The organism is Nitrosopumilus zosterae, from assembly GCF_025998175.1.
Lineage (GTDB): Archaea > Thermoproteota > Nitrososphaeria > Nitrososphaerales > Nitrosopumilaceae > Nitrosopumilus > Nitrosopumilus zosterae.
In genome coordinates this window covers 348695-371361 of record NZ_AP026695.1, presented here as the reverse complement: position 1 = coordinate 371361, position 22667 = coordinate 348695, and the positions used below count along the sequence as shown (strand labels likewise).

General features: G+C 36.4%; 24 protein-coding genes. 8 read left to right on the top strand and 16 right to left on the bottom strand.

From position 1 onward, the window contains the following. Window positions 1–26: 26 nt before the first annotated feature. Window positions 27–1382 carry a hypothetical protein gene (locus OO712_RS02225; RefSeq protein ID WP_109876837.1) on the bottom strand — a complete coding sequence of 452 codons (1356 nt, stop codon included), beginning with the start codon at window positions 1380–1382 and terminating at the stop codon, window positions 27–29. A 125-nt stretch (window positions 1383–1507) separates the two neighbouring features. Between OO712_RS02225 and OO712_RS02220 the strand changes: the two genes are divergently transcribed. Further along, a complete protein-coding gene (locus OO712_RS02220; protein WP_146195993.1) occupies window positions 1508–2125 on the top strand; it encodes a hypothetical protein in 618 nt (205 codons plus the stop codon). Window positions 2126–2156: 31 nt separating this feature from the next. Here the strand turns inward: OO712_RS02220 and OO712_RS02215 are convergent, their stop codons facing one another. Further along, on the bottom strand, window positions 2157–2528 hold the full coding sequence (locus OO712_RS02215) for an Lrp/AsnC family transcriptional regulator (RefSeq protein WP_109876839.1): 372 nt from the start codon (window positions 2526–2528) through the stop codon (window positions 2157–2159). Between the two features lie 41 nt (window positions 2529–2569). Between OO712_RS02215 and OO712_RS02210 the strand changes: the two genes are divergently transcribed. Beyond that, window positions 2570–3487, top strand: a complete 918-nt coding sequence (locus OO712_RS02210) for a proline dehydrogenase family protein (protein ID WP_225866855.1) — start codon at window positions 2570–2572, stop codon at window positions 3485–3487. Here OO712_RS02210 and OO712_RS02205 read toward each other — a convergent pair. From OO712_RS02205 to OO712_RS02185, 5 genes are all read right to left on the bottom strand, one after another. Next, window positions 3469–5040 (bottom strand): aldehyde dehydrogenase family protein, encoded by a 1572-nt coding sequence (locus OO712_RS02205; protein ID WP_109876840.1) that lies wholly within the window; start codon window positions 5038–5040, stop codon window positions 3469–3471. The two genes, OO712_RS02210 and OO712_RS02205, sit on opposite strands and share 19 nt — an antisense overlap. Before the next feature lies 1 nt (window position 5041). After that, window positions 5042–5890 carry an agmatinase gene (gene speB, locus OO712_RS02200; protein WP_109876841.1) on the bottom strand — a complete coding sequence of 283 codons (849 nt, stop codon included), beginning with the start codon at window positions 5888–5890 and terminating at the stop codon, window positions 5042–5044. Between the two features lie 127 nt (window positions 5891–6017). Continuing rightward, a complete protein-coding gene (locus OO712_RS02195; RefSeq protein ID WP_109876842.1) occupies window positions 6018–6818 on the bottom strand; it encodes a helix-turn-helix transcriptional regulator in 801 nt (266 codons plus the stop codon). 40 nt (window positions 6819–6858) lie between these two features. Next, window positions 6859–7827 (bottom strand): nitroreductase family protein, encoded by a 969-nt coding sequence (locus OO712_RS10690; RefSeq protein WP_109876843.1) that lies wholly within the window; start codon window positions 7825–7827, stop codon window positions 6859–6861. 41 nt (window positions 7828–7868) lie between these two features. After that, on the bottom strand, window positions 7869–8015 hold the full coding sequence (locus OO712_RS02185) for a hypothetical protein (RefSeq protein WP_160049213.1): 147 nt from the start codon (window positions 8013–8015) through the stop codon (window positions 7869–7871). Between the two features lie 319 nt (window positions 8016–8334). Between OO712_RS02185 and OO712_RS02180 the strand changes: the two genes are divergently transcribed. Then, the gene (locus OO712_RS02180; protein ID WP_109876844.1) at window positions 8335–8517 is read left to right on the top strand and encodes a hypothetical protein; all 183 of its coding nucleotides are present in this window, start codon (window positions 8335–8337) and stop codon (window positions 8515–8517) included. Window positions 8518–8698: 181 nt separating this feature from the next. Here OO712_RS02180 and OO712_RS02175 read toward each other — a convergent pair whose 3' ends face one another. The 3 genes from OO712_RS02175 to OO712_RS02165 all read right to left on the bottom strand — a co-directional run bounded on the left by OO712_RS02175 (window position 8699) and on the right by OO712_RS02165 (window position 13138). Next, window positions 8699–9532: a hypothetical protein gene (locus OO712_RS02175; RefSeq protein ID WP_225866857.1), complete on the bottom strand. Its 834-nt coding sequence runs from the start codon at window positions 9530–9532 to the stop codon at window positions 8699–8701. A 236-nt stretch (window positions 9533–9768) separates the two neighbouring features. Then, window positions 9769–12411 carry a DEAD/DEAH box helicase gene (locus OO712_RS02170; protein ID WP_200829060.1) on the bottom strand — a complete coding sequence of 881 codons (2643 nt, stop codon included), beginning with the start codon at window positions 12409–12411 and terminating at the stop codon, window positions 9769–9771. A gap of 331 nt (window positions 12412–12742) precedes the next feature. After that, on the bottom strand, window positions 12743–13138 hold the full coding sequence (locus tag OO712_RS02165; protein ID WP_109876846.1) for a response regulator: 396 nt from the start codon (window positions 13136–13138) through the stop codon (window positions 12743–12745). Between the two features lie 132 nt (window positions 13139–13270). Between OO712_RS02165 and OO712_RS02160 the strand changes: the two genes are divergently transcribed. After that, window positions 13271–13672, top strand: a complete 402-nt coding sequence (locus OO712_RS02160; RefSeq protein ID WP_109876847.1) for an AAA family ATPase — start codon at window positions 13271–13273, stop codon at window positions 13670–13672. A 582-nt stretch (window positions 13673–14254) separates the two neighbouring features. Here the strand turns inward: OO712_RS02160 and OO712_RS02155 are convergent. After that, window positions 14255–16114, bottom strand: a complete 1860-nt coding sequence (locus tag OO712_RS02155; RefSeq protein WP_146195994.1) for a hypothetical protein — start codon at window positions 16112–16114, stop codon at window positions 14255–14257. A 155-nt stretch (window positions 16115–16269) separates the two neighbouring features. Between OO712_RS02155 and OO712_RS02150 the strand changes: the two genes are divergently transcribed. Then, window positions 16270–16788 carry a MarR family winged helix-turn-helix transcriptional regulator gene (locus OO712_RS02150; protein WP_109876849.1) on the top strand — a complete coding sequence of 173 codons (519 nt, stop codon included), beginning with the start codon at window positions 16270–16272 and terminating at the stop codon, window positions 16786–16788. 79 nt (window positions 16789–16867) lie between these two features. Here OO712_RS02150 and OO712_RS02145 read toward each other — a convergent pair whose 3' ends face one another. Together OO712_RS02145 and OO712_RS02140 are read right to left on the bottom strand one after the other, a co-directional pair. After that, window positions 16868–17773 (bottom strand): transcription initiation factor IIB, encoded by a 906-nt coding sequence (locus tag OO712_RS02145; RefSeq protein WP_109876850.1) that lies wholly within the window; start codon window positions 17771–17773, stop codon window positions 16868–16870. Between the two features lie 84 nt (window positions 17774–17857). Then, window positions 17858–18286: a hypothetical protein gene (locus OO712_RS02140; protein ID WP_109876851.1), complete on the bottom strand. Its 429-nt coding sequence runs from the start codon at window positions 18284–18286 to the stop codon at window positions 17858–17860. Window positions 18287–18392: 106 nt separating this feature from the next. On the opposite strand from OO712_RS02140, the gene OO712_RS02135 reads away from it, so the two are divergent. Beyond that, window positions 18393–19256: a prohibitin family protein gene (locus tag OO712_RS02135; protein ID WP_109876852.1), complete on the top strand. Its 864-nt coding sequence runs from the start codon at window positions 18393–18395 to the stop codon at window positions 19254–19256. A gap of 13 nt (window positions 19257–19269) precedes the next feature. On the opposite strand, the gene OO712_RS02130 is transcribed toward OO712_RS02135, so the two are convergent. Both OO712_RS02130 and OO712_RS02125 read right to left on the bottom strand, forming a co-directional pair. Further along, a complete protein-coding gene (locus OO712_RS02130; RefSeq protein WP_109876853.1) occupies window positions 19270–19566 on the bottom strand; it encodes a hypothetical protein in 297 nt (98 codons plus the stop codon). A gap of 92 nt (window positions 19567–19658) precedes the next feature. Further along, window positions 19659–19838, bottom strand: coding sequence for a hypothetical protein (locus tag OO712_RS02125; protein ID WP_225866859.1), 180 nt, complete (start codon window positions 19836–19838; stop codon window positions 19659–19661). A 195-nt stretch (window positions 19839–20033) separates the two neighbouring features. Here OO712_RS02125 and OO712_RS02120 point away from each other — a divergent pair, with 195 nt between their 5' ends. Next, window positions 20034–20498 carry a cupredoxin domain-containing protein gene (locus OO712_RS02120; RefSeq protein ID WP_225866860.1) on the top strand — a complete coding sequence of 155 codons (465 nt, stop codon included), beginning with the start codon at window positions 20034–20036 and terminating at the stop codon, window positions 20496–20498. Between the two features lie 11 nt (window positions 20499–20509). Here the strand turns inward: OO712_RS02120 and OO712_RS02115 are convergent, their stop codons facing one another. Next, a complete protein-coding gene (locus OO712_RS02115; protein ID WP_109876855.1) occupies window positions 20510–21379 on the bottom strand; it encodes a methyltransferase domain-containing protein in 870 nt (289 codons plus the stop codon). 91 nt (window positions 21380–21470) lie between these two features. On the opposite strand from OO712_RS02115, the gene OO712_RS02110 reads away from it, so the two are divergent. Next, complete coding sequence (locus OO712_RS02110) at window positions 21471–22664, top strand: hypothetical protein (protein ID WP_109876856.1); 1194 nt, start codon at window positions 21471–21473, stop codon at window positions 22662–22664. Window positions 22665–22667 lie beyond the last annotated feature (3 nt).

Here is a 22667-nt window from a genome sequence, read left to right as displayed (position 1 = left end):
CCATAAATAATTAAAACAAACAAGTTCTAACTCGCCTCATCAGATGATGATTTTTGCCAATGTACTGGAACATTAAACGTCCATGGTCCTTCTGCAATCACTATCTTTGGAAGGAGTGTATTCTCAATAGGAGTCATATGTGGAGAAGGTCTTGGTGGAGGGGGTGGCATATTCATACTTGTTGTGTTTTGTCTTACCCATTGTACCTCTTTAATTGTCAGAATGATTTCTTTGGCTTTGGGGTCAAGAGTGGATGAAAAAATACTATGCCAAGAATAATTTGAGATTATTTCCATAGTAGTGGGATCAGGCCCGCTGGAACCACCGCCACCTCCACTTTCGTTGGTACTTGCATACCTATTTCCCAAATCATCTTCCAACGTGATAATCAATCTTGGATGTTCATTACGCATCATCCTGTTCATGTGATTCATTTTACGAATATCTGTAAAATCAGACTCGGGAATTTTTATGCGTTGATACGAATACCAGATAAGCTTCATCATGTTGGAATAAACTTCTAGCGAGGGTATCGTAAACTCAGTATCATCCACTAAGATCTGTTTTGATATTGAAACAACATTGACAAGTTTTTTTGGTGTGAACCTGTATGGATCAAAGATTTTTGCAAGATTTGCATCTTTAAACTCAAATCTGGTGTTTTCGGTGATTTTCCAGAATGGTTTTCCTTCAGGTGTCACATCAACGATTGCAGACTGGAATGATTTTGGGAACGAAGGCAGATGTGAACTAGACCGATTTCCTCTGATAGTTCCTATGTCTGAGGATGGATGTTGATTCTCTTTTTCCCACATCTCCTGTTGCTTTTTTTCATGCCATTCCTTCTGGAACGGAATATCAATTCTATCGTCATTTGTAACGACAAAACCCATGATTTCAGAATAATCCAGATGTGAGTGATATCCAGGCATCGTTTTCTCTGCTATGTTAACAGTAGCTAATGTCACAAGTTCTGCCTCTGGAATACTTTCGGATTTTATTTGGGATTCTGGAAACTTGCTAAGATTGATTGTTTGTTTCCATCCCCCTAAAATATCCACATTGCACGATACTGGACCATAAAGAATGATTTTAGGAGGATGTTGGACTTTCTTTTCAGGATTGTTTAGAAATTCCACTTCTATTTCACGTGTATCTATTTCCTGTAAATCTGAATCAGACATTGGCAAGCACATTGCAACAGTGTTTTTGGTGTTACCGCTTATCTTGACTATCTCTCCTTCTTTTATTCCAAATCTCTGCATATAGTGGGGCTCAATCTTTACAATAGTTTTACACTGGTGTGGATCGTCATTATTTTCATTTCTGTTTCGTCTTTTGTGAATCACTCTGAATTCAATGGAGTTATTATTCTCAGTCATTGCAATACCTATAGATTTAATTTTTTAATAGGACATTCATAAAGTATTCTAATGATCAGTGATTAATTCATCCAAGTTTGATCGTTGCACATCTTATTTTTATAATATAATGAGACAATACAGTAATGAAAAAATACGTGTTCTTATTTTTCTTGTTTGTAATCATCTCATTTCCGTTATTTCATTCAGAGGTGTTTGGTCATGGAAATCCTGGAATAGACAGAGCTCCTCCAATTGATTTTGAGAGCAGAAATGTCACAGTAGAGGCAAGAATGAATCCATCAGATATGACGGTGGGTGATTTTTCAAATGCGTTTATGAAGATCACGTTTCTTGATGTCGATACTGGAAAAGCATTCAGACAGGTAACTTATTCAGTAGATGTCTATAAAAAAGGGGAATTATTGGCTAGAAATAATTTCTATGCAGAAGATGGAACAACAACGATAGACATCAGACCTAACAGTGATTGTGATAAAACACCAATGTGGAAATGTACAAAGTATTACGGGATTGAGCATCCAATAGCAGGAGCACTGTACACATTTGGCCAAGATAATCCTGTAATTGACGGACCTATATTCACAAACGGCGGATTGTATCATATCAAGGTATCAGTGATTAGTGCAGATAGCGTAAGATCAAATTTACTTCATCCTTTAGAATTTGATTTGTATGTGACAATAGCACAAGAGCAGGTATTTTACATCACAGTTCCGGATCATCTGATAGCAAAACAATGATGAAATCATAAAGAATTTCAAACTGTTTAGACTAGTTTAATTTTGTCTCGTCATCATAGTCATTTTCGTCTAAATCCTCTTCTTCATCTTCAGAAGATTCATCCAAAGGTTTTTTCTGTTCTGGGATGACATCTGGAACTACATCTGGAATTAAATCAGGAATGATGTTTTGCTCATCAATAGGAATAAGAGTCAAAGTAGAATTAACATGATCTAACTTTCTGATTTGATCAGAAATAATATTGTCAAGCTGTGATTTACTATCAGATTCTATTCTTGCCACAATGTCATAGACACCGTATGTTCCTTGAGCATCAACTACATTGTTAATTTTCCTCAATTGTCCCAATATTGACTGCTCTTTGCCCGGATCACAATTAATTAAAACAAAGGCCTTATCCACAATAATAGTACATAATCATCAAATTTCTCTTTTGTGGTTCTATGACAGAACTAAAATCATATAATTATCTTCAAAGAATATTCACTGTGGGAACCGGTACGCAGTTGATGGAAAAAGTTTTGTTTAAAATTGCAAAACAATGGATTGCAGGAAACACTATTGATGACGCGCTAGTTTCTGCAAAAAACGCATACCAATTAGGAAGACATGCAATCATAAACAAACTAGGCGAATACCACACCTCAAAAAAACAAATCAACGCAGATATGGAAGAGTATAAAAAAATCATAGATTCTTTTAGAAAGTGGAATATTCGCGGGGCAATCTCGGTAAAACCTACACAGATAGGCCTTTCTATTAGCCAGAAAGAATGTTATCATAATTTTGAGAAAATCATACAAAAAGCATGCAATGCACACGTCTTTGTTTGGCTGGACATGGAGTCAGCCGAACATACAGATGAGACAATAGAAATTTACAGTACATTTTTTTCAAAATATGAAAGACTCGGAATTGCATTACAAGCCAATCTCAAGAGAACCGAAGATGATCTGAATGACTTGTTACAGATGGGCGCAAAAATACGCCTGGTAAAAGGAGCATACCGAGAAAAAGCAAGCATATCATTCAAATCAAAAGAAGACGTGGACAAAAACTATCTAAAGCTGATGAAGACACTATTCAAGAAAGGAAACGAGTTTGCAATAGCAACACATGACGAAAAAATAATACGAAAGGCAGAAAACTTGTCAAAAAAATATCCCAAAAAATTTGAGTTTCAGATGCTAAAAGGAATCAGAGAGGAACTAAAGCCCAAACTAATTAAAAAGAAACTGGTCGTTTCAGATTACATCCCGTATGGGATTAATTGGCTACCTTATTCATTTAGGCGAATTAAAGAGAGAAAAAGAAACATACTGCTGCTGGGAAGTTCACTGATTCAATCACAACGGGTTTGAGTCTGACTATGCATGAATTGTTGCAGATAGTTTTCACCACCGGTACCTTTTCCCGTAGATCCAGAATATTTCCAACCAACAAATGGCTGACTAGAGACTAATGCAGCAGTAGTTGCACTTGCAAAACGATTAGCATACACAACACCTGCTTGAATTTTTGAAAAGAATTCTTCTACCTGTTTGTCATCATTGCTAAAAATACCTGCAGTTAACCCATATTCTGTTTGATTTGCAAGTTTGATTGCATCATCAAAGGTATCGTATTTTTGAATGCACAAAAATGGTAAAAACAATTCCTCTTTGACAAGTTTGTGATCATCAGGTAATTTTGTGACGATCGTAGGTTCCACAAAATAACCCTTCTCAAGACCTGACGAAGACAGTATTGTCCCTCCGGTAAGAACCTCTCCATCTTGTTTTGCCAGGCTTACTGCATTTTCAAATTTTGTTTTTGCATCCTTGTTAATTACAGGCCCCAGGAACACATCTCTTTCCCAAGGCATCCCTATTCTTAGTTTCTTTGTCTTCTCAACAATCTTTGAAATGAACTGATCAGCAACGTCATTTTGAACATAAACTCGAGAGCACGCACTGCATTTTTGTCCTCCAAATCCAAAGGCAGCAGCCATGACTCCTTCAGCTGCCTTGTCCAAATCAGCATTTTTAGTCACAATGGCAGGATTTTTCCCTCCCATTTCAGAGATGAAAGGTTTTGCCGTGATTTTAGTAAACTCTTGGAATCCCCTCATGCCAACCTCACGGGATCCAGTAAATGCAATGCCGTCAACGTCTTTGCTCTCAATGATGGTTTTTCCAACTATTCCTCCGGAACCTGTTACAAAATTAATTGCGCCGTCTGGAATTACAGAATAGATGATTTTTGCAAACTGAAAGGAGGATAACGGTGCGTCACTTGCAGGCTTTAAAATTGCAGTGTTTCCTGTGATTAACGCGGCAGTAGTCATGCCTATTGCAATTGCAGATGGAAAGTTAAATGGTGCAATTATTCCCCACACACCGTACGGTTTCATTACAACCTGTGTTTTCTCATGAGGATTTGGATGGGCAGTCGGCTTGCAGAATCCCAGGTTATTTTCTAATTGTAATGCATAAAATCTCATAAAGTCTATAGCTTCATCAACGTCTCCCATGGATTCTAGGCGATTCTTTCCATTCTCAAGGGTCATGAGAGCAGCTAAAAAGAATTTTTCTTTGGAGAAAACATCCGCACAATTTCTGAATATTTCAACTCTTTTTTGAAATGTGGTATTGCTCCATTTTTCAAATGCATTTTTTGCACTAGATATAGCATTTTTTGTGTCATCAACGGATGTTTTTGGAAATTCTCCAACAACGATTTCAGTGTCAGAAGGACATCGGACGGAAAAACAATCATCGTAATAGATCTCTTTGCCATTGATTATTATCGGATATTTTTTCCCAAGGATTTTTCTGACTTTGTCAATTGCACTATCAAAAGATTCATGAAACTTTTCAGTGGAATTATTTGCTACTGCCTTGCCCCATGTGTATTCGTTTTCAAATTCAGACAAGTTATGTTCCACCTGATGAATAAAGCACTTCAGATATTATTCTAGATGCCAAATGTGATGTTCTGTCTTTAATGTCAAAACTAGGACACACTTCCATTATATCCATTCCAATTATTCCTCTTTTTGCAATTTTTTGTAATAAATAGATGGCATCATTACTGTTAAGACCTACAGGAACTGGAACAGATACGCCTGGGGCATGTGCAGGATCAATACAATCCATATCAAATGAGACATACACTTTGTCCCCCAACTTGTCCAATATCGTGTTTGCAACTTTTGCTATTCCCTGCTCTGCAATGTCAAAAGGGGTAATTACTTGTAGATTGTATTTTTTGATATTATCCAATTCCTCTTGTTCAGGAGTTCGAATTCCTATTTGAATACTAGATTCAATTTCAATTCTAGAAAGGACATCAGTGATTACTGAACCATAGTAGTTGGCGGCGGAACTTACAAAGTCAGGATGAGCATCAAAATACACCAGAGAGATTTTTCCATAGGTATTTGCCATTGAATTAATTATTTGACTCGTAATGGAATGATCACCTCCAATAGAGATAGGAATCTTTGAGGAGGTGGAAATTTTATCATATATTTTTTCAATATCGGTTCTATTGATGTTCCCAATGTCATGCACTTTTTTTTCATTGCCTTGAAATGGCCGCCCAAGGGAGACTGTACCATTCCGAACATAGGAATCACGCAGATTGGAGATCTGTCGGATTTTAGATGGCGCTTCCTCAGTTCCTTTCCTTAAAGCGTGTGATTGGGATTCGTCCGGAATTCCCAATACGACAAATTCGGATTCATCAAAATTGTCAGTGTTGGCCCAACAAATTTTCTCCATAATTACTTTGCAATGTTATAGAATTTGTATTTTTTTGCCTTGAACCAAATGGAATAGACGTAACACAATAACAGAAATTGAACTAATTCTCACAAAGACCAGCTAGAAAGAACAGACATGAGTTAGATTATTCTTTTAGTTTGCTTTCCCTGAACACATCAGAACCATACCAACAGTATCTAAAATAATCAAGACACCATTCATGAAACATCAAGTCATCTGAATAAAACATTTCAGTAAGATCAGACTCGCCATCCAAAGTTGGAAACATTATGCATGCCTCTTTTTCATTTAGAATTACAACTGTCTGGACATTCTTTTCCATCTTTCTCTCAATTAGACCTTTTTCAATTAATTTGTCAAAGCCAAGTTTCTTCAGTAATGCTTTTCTGCCCTTAGGAACTGATGCAGATTCTGAAAATATGTAATTGAATCTGACTCCTTTTTTGACTTGTTTCACCAGCGGCTCTATCAAATCCAGCGGAACTTCTGACAATATTTCGTAGATGTATTCATTTGAGTTTTTGTAAATGCTTTTCCATTGTTCCAGAACTTTGGAGATTCCTTTGATGTACTGACCATTTGCAAGCTGGCCGCAACGCATTTGGAACTTGTGTGGAATTTCACCAAAATTATGCTCTTCAAAATATTTCCTGTTTTGTGAGATAAAAATGAGTGACGGTACTTGGGTGCACACGATTTTTCCAAACGTCGTTAACAGATAGGTGCCATTTGTTTCCTTTTCAATAAGGCCACTTTCCTCCAGTCTTACAAAATTTCTGTGAACCTCTTGTTTTGTAGCGTCAATTTCTTTTGCAAGCGCAGTAGGGGTATAGTTTTTTTCAAGCAATTTGAATAAAATTTGCATTCGTTGAGGACTGGCCAAATCAAGCGCATAGTTTGCGGTCTCATCGAAAAGATCAGGCATCAAACATAGTCCTCAATACGAGATAAAAATGATTACAAAATCATTCTATAACTTTGATGAGCTCTTTGAGATTTCTTCTTGATTTTGGCGGCTTTTTCTTATCGGGATAACCAATGCAAAGAATGGATGACGGCCTCAAATCAGTTCCCAAAATCTTCCTTACCTTTTCCTCATCAAACATTCCAATCCAAATTGTGCTAAGCCCCACTCCTGAGGCTGCCAATAATGAAAATGCTGCCGCAATAGTGGCGTCCTGTAATGAGAACTTCTCCAATATCTCGGGAGGGAATTTCAGTTTGACTCTGGATGGATCAGTACAAAATACCAAAACAACAGGGGCATTGACATAGGGTTGCTTGTTTGCAGCTTCGACAAGTGCTTCTTTGGTATTTTTGTTTTTAATCAAGAATACTTGAAATCCTTGGAAGTTACCAGCTGTCGGAGCAACATCGGCTGCTGAAAGAATTTTGTCAACCTTCCAGTCCTCAACCTTGGTTTTATCAAATTTCCTTGTGGAACGCCTTGTAGCAAAAACTCTGAACAGGTCTGTAGGAGAAAGGTCTTGTTTTATTTTTTCAGGTTCGGATGACAGGATAGCTTCAATCAGAGATTGTTTTTGATTTGTTTTAGAAAATTTCTCTTGCACTTTGTCATCTTTTCTTATCCATACTGAAGGATAGAACTCCTTGGAACCTATGTAGACATACTGGGGTTCGTGAGGAACCTTAGCATACTCTAAGACTTGCTGTTGAAGATCAGTTGTCTGTGCCTCCAATAACGGGTGATTTGTCAGAGTAAACTGAGTAACGTCAGAATTTACTCTAATGAAGCTCGATTGATCTTCCAACTCGACCTCGCCAGTGGAATTTTTTTTAAAAATTTCAACCAAATCTTCTAATTCTTTTTTGTTTAGAATGACCACATCAGTATCATCCTCATCAACTCCTTTCCAAACTAATCTACAGCCCTCCTTTGATGTATAAGACGGCTCTATTGTTTGAAATTGCATGCTGGTAGTTATGAATAATTATTATAAAAAAGAAGTTGTTGCTAGCCCAATAAACCACTAGCAACAAGATAGGCTCCAGCACCCATTCCCATCACTACACCGATTCCCATGCAGATGAGGTCAAACTTTACGACCTTTTTGAATGGAGCATGAACCATTTTATCCCAGTTTGAGATTTGTTGTTTCATGATTATACTATGGTGCTAGTTCTTCATAGACTCTGGTAAATTATTTAGATTACTGGTAAGCTGAATAGCTGACCAATGTATATGGTAAGTAATGACATATCCTTTCCATGCGAGAACTACATTGCTCCAGACCAGTCAAGAACTGTGATTTTTTCCACAGATTTCTCGCTGTTTTTTCAAAGGAGGAATTGCAATGATTCAAAATAAACAAAAATCAAAATTAATGATTCCAAGATACAAAAAGGCATTCATTGGTTTCTATGTTTTTGCAGTAGTTTCAGTTATTGTTCTTTCATTAGGATTGTAGGTGAAAAATACAATGAGAATGGATAGTTGCAGAAAATGCGGATTGGGCTTGGAGACAAAACAAAAATGTTCAATGTGTATGGAACCAATAAAATTTTCCTGCAAGAATTGTAACTTTGAGACGGATGAGCAGATTCATTCTATCTGCAGGTTAGTAGACGTGAACTACAAGCCGCCAGTTTACGAGGTTGCATGATTGCTTCGTAATGCATGATCTTATCTACCATGTTGGAAAAGATGTGAAATTTCAAGCATATAGAGAGGGAATTTGCAACTATAAAACAAGAAATCTCAGAAATGACTCAATAGGATTCAGATGTCCACGGAAAAATTAGACAAATACACAGTCGACATCTATTAAAAATAAAAGAGAATGGTTATTGAAGTTCTTGAATTCGTTTTATGATTTCATTCATCTCAAATACCATTTTTTTCTGTGCAATGATATTCTTTGATTCTAGGAATTGGCTTTGGAGGTCGGAAAGAGAGTCTTTCAGATCACTTATCTGTGTAGGCTTTGGCTCAAACACAGTTCTTGTTATAGGAACCGATTGTTTTGAGTCAATTTGAACTTTGGAGATTTTTGCAGTACATCCATAGCACGGAGCTTCAATGTCATTTTCGTATCGTGGCAATTTCCCATTCATGTCAAAGTTTGACTGAATGTCTTCTTGTGCAAGATTGTGTTTTATGTTAAGTTCTCTCACAATGTTTTGCATTTCGATTTTTGGCATCTTGGCAAATTGGACATACTGTTTCATAGCTTCAGAAAATGTTCCGCCTTGTTTTATGACAGAATCCCTCGCATCTCTTGCCAGAGATATTTTTGCGTGAAGATAATCAAATTGATCCCAGAATATCCCATGGTTTGTGGCATTAAGATTTGAAACATATTTTGCAAATGCATTTCTAGGCGTGAATTCTTCATATGTTTTTTCCATTCTTTGGAGTTCTTGCTTTAGAGATTCTTGTGAAATAGCCCGTTGCTCATCAATGAGTTTTTGTTGGGCATTGCGCTTGTTTTCAGTCTCTTTTGCTTGCATGAATTGTTTTTTTGCAAATTCAATTTTTGCAAGAATGTCTTGTGAAACAGGATTGTTCAGATCATCGCCCTCAATTTTTTTGAAGTCTGACTGTGCAAAGGCGTCAGCACTAAAAACAGACATTACAATTACAGAAGCGATGATTGATGCATACAGTAGTTTGGTCATTGAACACAAAAACTGAAAATCATTTATGAGGAATTCGTAGGAATTATTAGATTAAATCATACTGATGGTTTTAATACAAGTCTTCAAGGGATTGTAGACTAGATGTTTGTTCAACTGATTTTTGCATGTTACTGTTCTCTTTTTAGAGATTCCAGCAATTGTACTATGTATCATCGCAAGATCTTTTGCAATCTATTAAAATAAAAACCGCACAATTTTGATATCCAGATCAGACTTTAGTGAAAAAATTGAAAGAAATCTTTTGCGTCTTTTTTTGATAGTTCCTTGTTTTTAGTTACACAGTAATTAGTTGTAAATGTACATTTTGGACACCCGCCCCAATTATCCCCTTGTTGAACTAGCTTTTTCTGGTTAGGATCCGCAGGACAATCACAGTCACACAATAATGAGTAACATGTATTGAGAATTTTTTCAAAATCATCATAGATAATTTTACTACATCCGTTGAATCCATCTGAGGAATTATCATAGAGGTAAATCATCCCATTTTCATAATATGCATCGATATCGTTTGATTCAGATTTTGTGATAATTTTTGCAGCGTTGATAAACACATGAGTTATTGTATGAAGTCTAGAGTCAGATGCGATTTGACTTTTTGATTCAGGGTTTGATTTTAGAATAAATTCTGGAGGGATTGCAATGCTTACTGAGGAATGTCTTGATTTCCAGTTAAAATTCCTCCAGGATGAAATGCTGGTCCCATTGTGGGTTTCAAAGTTTTCTGATGATTCATTATAATTTCCTTTTACATATCCAGTGATGGTTCTACTTAGCTCAATTATGCCATAACGTAATGAGAGGGTCTTAGACTTTATGGTAATATCTCGATGCGTTGCATTCCTTTCTGACGTCTCAAGTATGGTTGTTCTGACTATTGGAATGGTCCTTTTTTGTTTTTCATATGATCTCTTCAGATACGCCCTTGCGCCATTTTGGGACTTTATCAGAGATGTGACCTCGTAATTTTGCTTGTTAAAATGATAGATGGCGTTTTGATGCAACTGGTAATATCCAACAGGAATGCCACGTGTCCCTATCTTTTTAGAGTTAAAGTAAATTGCAATCTCGCCTGATGTACCACGTAAATTGATGCTGTTTGCAAAATCAAAGAATTGGGATTTATCAGATTCAGTTGCTGCCGCCTTTTCAATTTCTATTGATTCCAGATGCTTGTCAGAAATGATTGGGTTTTTCTTGTTTATTGGAATTACATGGTCTTGTGACAGATAATCATCAATGTGGCGTGCAAAGTAGTGGCATGCCGCATCATCAGGATCAAAAACGCATATTGCATAGGATTTTTGTCCCATACGTCCAGCACGCCCAATTCTCTGAACAAAAGAATCATACTCGTTTTTGAATGCAGATATCACTACATCCACATGACCAATGTCTATTCCAAGCTCCAATGTAGGCGTACACGATAATGCATCTAGTTCTCCTGCTTTCATTTGAGATTCGTATAACTTTCTGTTATTTTGATCAAGGCCCCCCCTATGTATTTGAATTCTAATTCCATCATTTGCAACCTCCACATTTGATGCTAGAAATTCCGAATCATTATGAGAATTACTAAAGATTAGCTGAGTAGATTTGTTCTTGTAGCATATTGATGCTAGCATCTCCATGGTAGTTCGCTGTCCATATTTTCTAGGCATTATGAAAAACATGTGCATGTCGTGTTTTCTTCGAATCTTGCTTTTGATGTACGAAAACGAATCTTCAGGCAAATCAAACATGCTTGAAAAGAATTCTTTTGAATTATCCAGAGTAGCTGAAGAACCAACGAATTGAACATCATCCATGTATCGCTTCATTCTGTTTAGGACGTGATACACATTTGATCCATGAAAGCTAGTGTAAGAATGAGCTTCGTCCATTACAATTATTCTGGCATTTTTGAATAATTCATTCCATTTTTTGTCTTGTAATATCAAATGATAATTGATAAAATCAAAGTTTGTAGCAATGATCAATGATTTTTTACTGGCATCGGAAATTATCATGTCTTTGTAGTCGGAGCTCTGACCACCATGAATTGAATAAGCGGCAACTTTGTTTTTCAACCCACATCTATCAATTAGCTGGGATATCTTTGAGACCTGATCATCAATCAGAGCGTTAAGAGGATACACAAATAATGCAAATACGCCAGGCTGTTCCTCTTGGGAAATCTTTTGTAAAATCGGAATACAAAAGGCCTCAGTCTTTCCAGAACCAGTAGGCGCAGAAATTATCGAATTATTTCCGTTTAAGATTGAGCGTATTGACTCTTCCTGGAATGGAAGTAATCCAGAAAATCCGTATTTTTCAATTCCTTTTAGAATATTTTCAGATAATACATCCTTGAGACTTTGAACAGGAATCTTTTCAGGTTCCGGTGAGAACATTTTCTCATAATGAATAATTGCCAACGATTCTTCTTTATGGCCCTGAACTATCTCACGAATAATCCTGTCTTCATCAACAAGAGATTGCGGGATTTTTTTAACATCAAATAAAATTTCTGCAGGTAATGTAATTTTTGACTCTGGTTTTGGCTCTTTAGGCTGAGCATATTTTTTTATTTCATCTGGAAAATATTCTGATTCAGCAGGATCATCACATATGTGGGGCTCATCTGTTCGCGTATCAATTGGAATGAATTTTCCACTATCAGATTTGAATTGATCATCCCAATAGATTTGTGCGCCACATCCTTTGGAGCAAGATTTGGTTATTCCAGAGTAATTCATCCCATAAGTTGGTCTTTTTGGAACTACTCTTTCAGGATTACACTTTGGGCAAACCCAGGGTCCTCCAACATCTTCAAAATTTTGTGAAAGCTTGGTATCACAATTAGAACAAAATTTCATGAATGTTTTTTCGAGTAAATTACCATTAATGAATATATGAAAAATTTATTGTTTACATCAGATCAATTTTTGTTTAATCATTGACTTGACTAATGTTAAGCACGAGGCTTTATGCAAATATCAAAAATGGGAATTTTAGTGGATTTATCCCGAACGCATGTGAAAATTTGTACAACATTCACATTCTTTTGCGATGCATTCTTTTTCAGCACAATGCCCACAAATCCCACATTCACAGTGTATGCTCATGATATCAATACAAGTTTTACAAATATAACAGATCTGTATTTTCACACACCATACAGTTCAAAGAACAGTTTATCAAACAAGTTTATTTTGATTTGTTATCCAATTGTATAATGTCGCCTAAGGAAATTTTATCAATCAATTCAACTAGTTTGTTGGTATCAAATGGTTTTTGAATTATAGCAGAGGGTTTTAGTTCAAACAAGTCATCGTTACATTCATTGTCTGGACTTCCTGTCAAAATTATCACTTTGGCATTAGAGTCCAGATTTCGAATATTTTCGAGCCCATACAGGCCATCAAAATCAGGCATCCAATAGTCCATTATAACAACATCAGGAGAATATTTTTGGTACAGTTTGACTGCGTCTTGCCCATCATATCCCATTCCCAATACTTCGATTGAACGAAGACTAAGAAGATCAGACAGGATTTCTGCGCTTTCCATATCATCATCGATTATGATCACCTTAGGCTTCATGAATTGGATTAATCGCACAAGATTAAGAAATCAAGTTTGATTCAAATAAACAAACTAGGTTTTTAATTGAAAATCTCTTTTTAAAGCACACTTTATACCAAAAATGACGTGTCACAAATAGAATATGTTTTGATGATCGGTGTTGCACTAAGTGGGAAGACTACTTACATCAAAGCCAATTTTGATCATAAACGAATTTCTTTATCATTTTTTGATAACAATAGAAAAAAAGAACTTGAATATATTGAAGAATGCCTCAACCGAGGAAAAAGCATAGTCATAGATGACACAAATCTTACAGAAGACATACGAAAAAGGCACATAGATCTTGCCAAGAAATACAATGCCAAGGTAAGAGGAGTTTTTATGAACACTTCAAGAGGGTTGTTAGAAAAAAGACAAAAAAGTAGACGAGATCCCTTTCCACTATCTGCAATTTATAAACAACTTAACGAGCTTGAGACACCAGTAATGGGAGAAGGATTTGATGAATTAATAATAAAAAAAGACTATGAGCGACCAAGAGAGACCTGACTGCCAAAATAAAACTAGTTTATTTCCTGCACTTGTCGCATACTGCCTCAAAGGTATCATTATCTAATACAAGTGAAACTCCAGAGGAGTAACATTTAGAACACAATCCTATCATGGATCATTAGGTTATTTGAGACGAAATTATAATTCTTTGATTGAAATATTGCACAATATTTGTCAATGAATTTTAAGATCTGAAATTAACTATATTTTTAAAAATATGATTCCATGATAAAAGAATTCTTAGGTTTTATCTGGGATTTAGTAACGGGTAACTAATTTTTAAAATACTTCATAAACAAAACAGGTTTGTTTATGAAATGTTTTTTTCGTCAAGACCGCAATTGATGCATCGCCGCGTGTCTAAAATCAAGAAATACGCAAAATTATGAACAAACCCCTTCTTGCATTCCACAAAAGACCAGCAAGGGGTTGACGGATTAAGTATCGTGTTGAAAATAATATCGATCTAGAGTTAATTTTTTTGTTTTTAAAACAAACTGATTTTATTCAAAATTGAACGTTGTAAAATAGTATTGTTGAGAGTCAATTACAGTGATACAGTTCCAAAGGAATGGCATTCTAACTTATTACTATTCCAATATCTGCAACGTGTGAAACCGATTCCATGCTGTTTCCAGTGGAAATTGTTGCGGTAAACTCACCAGATTCTTCTGGAATCCATGAAAGACCTACATTAAAGGTCTGTTCTGCTGTCAGTGTACCAGTTACCCACGTAGTGGGTCGGATTGGATTGTCTTTGCTGTCTTTTATGTCAAGCATATACACAAAGTCCTGCTTGATATCACTGGGGTTTGTAATGTCTGCCACAACCTGCAAAATCTGATTGGATTCAATATTGCTTAACTTCTGGCCAAACGAATTTACTAGGTCGACGTTGTCTATGCGTATAACTTTATTATCAAAAAGAAAGTCGTTGTTAGGGGGCTCATGTGATACTTGGGATGTTGTCGCACCAACAGTTTGTTTGGATTCGGATTCCTTTGCAGTTGAGGTCTCATCCAGATAATCGTTCCAGTCTACATTAATGTCAGGATTTTTCTCATAGCCCTTCACCGCATCTAGCACCTTGCTTTTTTGCTCAGATTCAAGTTTGAGTAAGGCAGCATCTCTTTGCTCAATTATTTTCTCTTTAACGGCATTATTTGCATCATTTAGTTCTGAGATGGATTTGCTCAGATCCTCTCGTGTGAGGCCATGACCGTTTTTGTATTCGATTATGACTTGCCTGATTTCTTGTTTTGTAAGCGTCTCTTCATTTTCAAGCATTTCTTGGTATTTTGATTCTAAGCTTTTCTTTGCAGCAGAATGGTCTTTGGTTATCTTGAGAATTTTCTGGTTTATTTCATAAATGGTGTCTGCAGTTATCTTTTGTTTGTCCTTGTTGTAGATGTATTCTATTAGCGTATGAATCTCTGCCGTATTATCAGATAGCATCTGTTTTGCAGCATAGTCTGAAACACATTGATATTCTGACTGTGCTAGGCGATAGACTACCTGGTATCCTTCTCCACAATCAGTTGCAGGATTTGTTTTTACATCAGATGAAATCTCACCCATATCATGATTGTAGATAATAATGCCTGGAACATTATTGCTTACCCAATTCTCAGCAGTAGCCTCATCAACACAGGTCTTGTATTCGGAGGTTATACGAGATACCAAAACATATCCTTCATTACATTGAGTAACATCATTACCGGTTGAGCTCCGTTGTGCAGATATGCTGGCGTCATCGGGGTTTGCTAAGATGTAGTTTGGTTGCAGTTTGTGATCTGAGTAAAACTCAGACAGTTTAGATTCAGCATAAGGAGAAAAGTGGATTTGGCCTGTAGAGTTGAAGAGTTGCTGTTCGTTGTAATCTGCAAGATTGTGCTTTACATTAAATTGAGCGTTTACCTCGATTAGTTCGATTCGCTGCGTGGATGCTGCCATGTTGTAAGCATCCTTTGCAGATTGCATAGTTCCTCCATTTGCCAGAATTTGGTTCATCGCAGATCTTCCGGCTTTGACCTTTTGCTCCTTGAACTCAAACTGATCCCAAAACACTCCCTGAACGTGATCTGGTTTCTTGCTCACAAAGCTATCAAATGCATTTCTTGAAGAATGTTGTTCCCAAAGTCTATCCCACATTTTTAGATCTTGGTTCAGACGTTCCAGAGATAGAACTCGTGCCCTTTCAAGGTTTTCTCGAGCTTGGTTTTGCTCATACTCGGTTTGCTGCAGATCTTCGATCATTTTCTTGGTCTGCTCTATCTTTTTTAGGAGATCCTGTGCCATGGGATCGTTTTTTAGATCTTCAGATAGTATGGTTTGCTCGCTTATGTTGGATTGTTGTGCATAAGCGTAGTCTCCAGCAAATAAAATGGTCATGGAGACTGTAAATATTGTTAAAATTAGAAACCGAGGGTTAACTACCATATGTTGTCTCAGTGTATCTCTGAAACAGGGATTCATCATTCAGGGTTATGACATTGTGGATAATAAAGATTAGGATACTAATGATTAGGATTTAAATGAATAACATATTAACTAATATAGCTTTGATTAATCTGGTAAACGTGGTACGGAAATAAATGAAGACACTAGATCTAAAAGACAGCATAGGCCTAATGATGAAAAGATCTGCCAAGGCATGGGAGAGAGCAACAGACATTGAACTAACTGAGCGTTTTGGCCTCACTGGTGGAAAGTGGAAAGTGATTACCGGACTCTCAATTAAGGAAGGAATCACGCAAAAGCAGCTTGCAGACATGATGTTCGTAGAAGCACCAACGCTTGTCCCAATAATAGACAGATTGGAAAAGGAAGGATACCTTACACGACAGTCAGATCCCAAAGACAGGAGAAACAACCTGATTTTTTTAACAAAAAAAGCCAAGAAAACAGTAGATCCCATAATAGATTGCATAGCGAAGATGCGAGACATTGGACTAGACAAAATATCTAAAAAAGACTTGGAGATTACAAAAAAGACATTGACGCAAATAAATGCAAATGCAGAAGCATTCATTATGGAAAAAGGGAAAAAGACGGAACCGGATGTTTGGACAAATCCACAGAACAAATCACAAAAAACTCTGGTAAAAGTATGAGTTTACAAAATTAAATTAAAAAAATTTTGATTTACAGTCTCAAAAGTGACACTTGATTCTGGCTCTGTTTTTAAAATAATTACGAATGGCTAGCTTTCAATCCCTTGTATCTGTTACGTATTGTGACTTCAGTAACACCTGCAGCTTCTGCAATATCTCTTTGAGTTACAGACGCACCGTTATGAACACAGGACAAGTATAATGCGGAAGCTGCAAGACCCATAGGATCTTTTCCAGCTGACTCTTCACGCTCCTGAGCTTCTTTTAATACCTTAATTGCATATCGCTTTGTTTTTTCTGTAATATCGAGTTTGCTTGAAATCCTTGCAATACATTGAACTGAATCAACTACAGGCATCTTTAATTCCAATTCGTAATGTAACAATCTATAACATCGTGCAATATCTTTTCGTTTTACATTTGCAGCATCTGCAACATCTTTGAGGGTTCTAGGTGTAGCAGTATCTCTGCAAGCAGCATAAAGAGACGCAGCAATCATCGCAGAAATAGATCTACCGCGTACAAGTTTTTTCTCCAAAGCTTTTCTGTAAATGTAAGCTGCTTTCTCAAGAACATTTGCAGAAATTGCAATCTTGTCTTTCAGTCTAGTTAACTCACCAAGAGCCTGTCGCAAGTTTCGGTCTACCGGCTCATGAACCTGACTTCGGTTATCCCAAGTTCTAAGACGCTCAATGGTACTTTTCATCGAGGTAGAAAGTGGTTTTCCAGAAGCATCCTTGTTTAATGGGTTGATAACGGTGGACAGTCCCATATCATGCATCAGTAATGATGATGGAGCGCCAGTTCTTGCAGGATCAGCACCACCATCTTTTTGGAAAGATCTCCATTCAGGGCCTGATTCCTGGGTTTTTTCTGAAACCACATAACCGCACTTTGAGCAAAATTGTTCACCAGTAGTGTCATCAGTTAACATGGAGTTTTTTCCACATCTCATGCAGCTAGAGTTTTGATTTGAACTTACCATACAAATTCACCTATCTTTCCACCATTGTGAATCATGTAGAGTTACAACTTGTCGCTAATTTAAACCGACAATGAATGCAGATTTCTAGGAATAGTATTCTTTAAAGCCCTTATCCGTGGGAAGTAACTCGGTTTTGAGACCAAATAACCCCTGTTTTTGATGCACTTTCATCAGGCCATTATTTTCTAGATCTTCCAGAATCGATTCTAATTCTTGGTTATCAAGGCCAGTGTTTTTTTGAATATTTTCAAAATATTTTGTCCCCCGGTTCAATTCTCCCAAAACAAGCATGGATTTTGATTGAGGCTTTGACGGAACTATTTCGGGTTTAGGAGAGTCCATAGAGGATTTTTGAAAATAACTGTCAGAATTTGGAGTAAATTGTCTTTCTTGAATTGTTTTAGAGGGATTAAATCTAATTCCTTTTTTGGACAATAGGCGAGGAATTATTCTCGATAACGGAATTGCCAAGAAAATTACCAAATAAATCCACGAAAAATTAGGATCTGCCATTATTTTCACAACAACATGATGTCATAAATTTGTTGAGTAGAATTCTGATACCAAAATATTTTTTCATTGGTATTGATATAATAGTAAGAGAAAAACATGAATATCATTGTCAAGATATCAATCACCTAAAGTTAATGTGAATATGAGTGCTGCAAGAGGAGTTGCAGTAGGAATTATTCTTCTTATAATTATCGGAGTAGTGATATCAGCTTCTGTGAAAATAGTAGATTCAGGTCACAGAGGAGTTCTGTTACACTGGAATGCAGTTGATCTAACACAGCCACCACTTGAAGAAGGATTGCATTTTGTGGTTCCATTTCAAGACGAAGTAGTTAACATTGAAGTTCGTACTTTAAAATATGCAAGTGATGCTAGAAGTGCATCAAGAGATCTGCAAACAGTGGAAACAACAGTAACTGTAAACTATCACCCAAATAGAGAAGCAGTGCATAGACTGTACAAGGATATAGGTCTTGATTACGAAAACAGAGTAATTCAGCCAGCTATAGAGGAAACAGTAAAACAAGTAACTGCAAAGTACAATGCCGAAGAATTAATTACAAAAAGACCGCTAGTCAAACAAGATATTGAGGCAGCAATTACTGAAAGACTAAATCAGTTTGAAGTCGTAACTGAAGTGATTTCAATTACGGATTTTGAGTTTTCACCATTATTTGCACAAGCTATTGAATCAAAAGTCGAGGCAGAACAAAATGCGCTCAGAGCAGAAAATGATCTTAGAAGAATCGAAGTAGAGGCAAAGCAAAGAGAAGCCAACGCCATAGGACTTGCAAATGCAAACATTGCCGAAGCAAAGGGAGAGGCCGAAGCCATAGCAATCATCAATAGAGCATTAGCTGAGAATCCAAATTACCTAGATTGGTTAAAGACACAAGCATGGGATGGTAAATTACCACTGGTAGTTGGAGAAGGCGGAACCCCATTCATCCAAATTCCAATTAAACCATAAGCAATTTAGAAAATTAAGGGTCTTTTGATTGATTCCTTAGTGCATCATACATTGCTAGAAATTGCTCAGGTTCATTTTGTCTGTAATTTTTTTCAAGGATCTGAATCTCCTTATGAGAAATTGATTCCCCCTTACTATGGTAATATTCTTTAATAATTTGAGACGGAGTTTTTTTAATATTGTATTTCAAAAGTGTCTGATTAACAGATCTTTTGCAATACAAATCATAAATCAAAAATCGATAAACAAGATATCCAGACAACCCTATTATCGCAACCAAGATAACTGGAATGACAATTATTGACGCCATGTATCATACATATCATTTCAGTATTTCATTGTTGTTCTTTTAATTTTAAAAATAGCGACACGAATTAACTTGAAATAGAGACGACTGCAACTTTAAGAATTACGCATGGTCACTTGATTTCCAACTGTGTGATGTATTCCAACAACTAATTCTGAATGAGTAGTGATAATCATCAATGTTTCACAAGAAAGGCATAGAACTGATGGCACATAGTCGGCATTTGTTTCAGAAGGACCAATTGTAGCTAGTACGGCATCATCTTTAAGATCCAATCCACCACAATTGACGCATTTAGGAGATCTGTTTTGAACGCGTTTTATTTGACTGATGAAATAATGAACCAAGATAGAAAAACAATGCTTGTCTCATTCTTAAATTAACTGATTTACACATCGCGTCATCAATACACGATTTTTTTGTTGCGAATTAACATTAATTTCTTTAAGGAGAGAATGCAAGACCTTAGCATGTTGAAGTCAAATGATAAAATTTTGATTATCGTGGCTCTAGTAGGAGGAATGATTGCACTGGCAGTAATTATAGGTTTTATCGGACAAGGAAATGTAAGGCACGTGACAATCTTCTGGCAAGAAAAAGTGGAACATACTGTAGTTTTTGAAGACATTGATGGAAAGGCACAGATCAGAGGAATAAAAGGAGTCGCAGGAGACATCAATCCCACATTACTGTCACGTACATCATTTGCATACGTACTAACTGTGATTAATAACGGTACAACAAATCACAGGCTTTACATTGAAGGATTTAATGTTCAGACTGATCTTCTGAAACCAGGACAACAAGATACAATCACAATCTATCCCGACAAAGAAGGAGAGTACCTATACTATGACAAGAGACAGGATCTAATCCCATTAGGAAAGATCAAAATCGTTACCGTGGTTGCAAGTGATGAATTTCAAGGGATTTGATTTAGCGAAATTCATTTTTTGCCAATTACCAAATCTACCTTATAGTTTAAGATAGCACGTGAATTGAGTTTTAAATTCCATGGAAGGTAGGAAGGATTTTTTGTGTTTGCATGAATTTTGAACCCGAATTTTTCCAAATTTGCACGTAGTGTGAATTCATCAAGGGATTTTTTAACAGAGTTGACGCCCCTGTCAAAATCATATGGATCAGAGATTACAAAATATCCAAAAGTGATTTGTTTTGATACGTGCTTTAATAATTCTAAAGGCTCCACCAATTCCAAAAGGTTTAGCGCAATCACCATATCAAATTGTAATTTTCCAAATACAGGAGACAAAGAATCGGCAACAACATAATCAAGGTTATGTTTGAAAGTTTTTTTTGCAAACCTTAGTGCGCTAAAGGATCTATCTATTCCAAACACAGTATTGCTTGAATCAGCCAGTGACGAAGTCACAATCCCGATTGAGCACCCATGCTCCAACACTAGATTTGGTTTTGGCAGAGAATCAAGATGACGTATGATCAAAGAGTAGAATTTTGAATGCATGCTATTTTGGTAAATTTTCGACCATCTCTCATCTATTGCAGTCCTATCATCAACATGAACAGTTTTGGATAAAGACGATTTCAGAAAACTTTTCATTTTTTCAGTTTTTGACAATTGATAGAGTTGGCCGCCCAGGACTTTACGATGAGAAAGGTATTTGGGAAAATCATTCCACAAGATAGGAATTTTCTCAATAATTGGGAATGCCAGAACACATTTCTTGCATTTTAAAATTCCTTCTTCAATTTCTTTTTTCATTTGCAAGGTATCGAGTTCAAGTTTAGAACCACATCCTACACATCTTAAAAATTCAGGAGTGTGTTCTAGCATCTATGATATGCCAAAGGATTGTGAACTAATAATTTCTTTGATGCAAATTACAAGATAATGTTAAATGTAGTATTTTCCGATTTTATGCAAATTGGGAGAATTTGAAGAGTTTGCAGAGGCACTATTTGGCCAATTATCAGTCGAGATCAATGAGGAAAAAGAGATCATGCAACTTGCAGCAAGAGCAAGAGAAGACATTGCAGGAAAAGTGCAATTCAGAGAGCTAGAAGAGATTGCAAAAGAAATATTCCCCTCATTCAAAGGGAAAGTGGAAGATTTTCTAGGGATTAAACTTGCAGATAATCTCCAGTTAAAATTTCCCGAATTAGAAGATTTGAAGAGGTTAAAGGGGGACAAAGTGTTTGCAGATTCTGAATCAAAGGAGTTTGTGAAAAAGTTATTCAATGCAGTTGCAAGAGAAGATCTTAAGACAATTGCAGAGCTGATGAAGGAAAACACTGCAAAATACTTGGTGTATTCCACATACGCAATTCAATACATTTCAAAAATCACAACCACGTACGGGGATTATCTCGACTCAATCATTTATCTTAACAAATTCATTTTATCAAGATACCCTCAGATCATTCTTCATAAACAGGGAGAACCATACGAATCAAGATTTGAAAACGTGAATTCTGGTTATCTTGGTGCAGTAAAAATGACGGTACTTGAGGAATTAATTCACTCAGCACAAGGAAATCTGCACCAAATAAACAAGAATGCCGCAATGGAGGTAAACAAAATTAATGAGGAATTGGCCAAAATAATTTTATCGCTGGATACTGAAACCATAAACAAACTTTCAGAATATTGTCAATTGCAAGCAGTACCTGATGATTTTCCATTTGCCAAAAAAGCAAATTTGTTTTTCTTTTTGAATCCAGATCATTTCTTAATTGAGCAAATTGGACCAGATGTCATGACATTTACACATGTGGAAATAGATCCAAAGATTGATGAATCAATTCCCCATCTTTTAGACATCTACAAGAGGTGGTTGGTGCCAATTCAGCAACACCACGCAGCATTCACCACTATGGAAGGCATGGCAGGGTTTGCCATCGAGAACATCCTAAAAGAAGATCAGGATTTTCAGAATTATCTTACGACATTTATGGGAACAGATTTTTCATCATACCAGGTAAGAAAGAGCATGGGAAAAGATTTTACAAAAACTATTTACGAAAAGTTAGGCAGGAATACTTTTAAAAAAATGATGGAACTACCGCCAAACACAAGAGAGCTAAAAGATCCGCAGCTATACCTCAAAAAACTGAGTTAATTC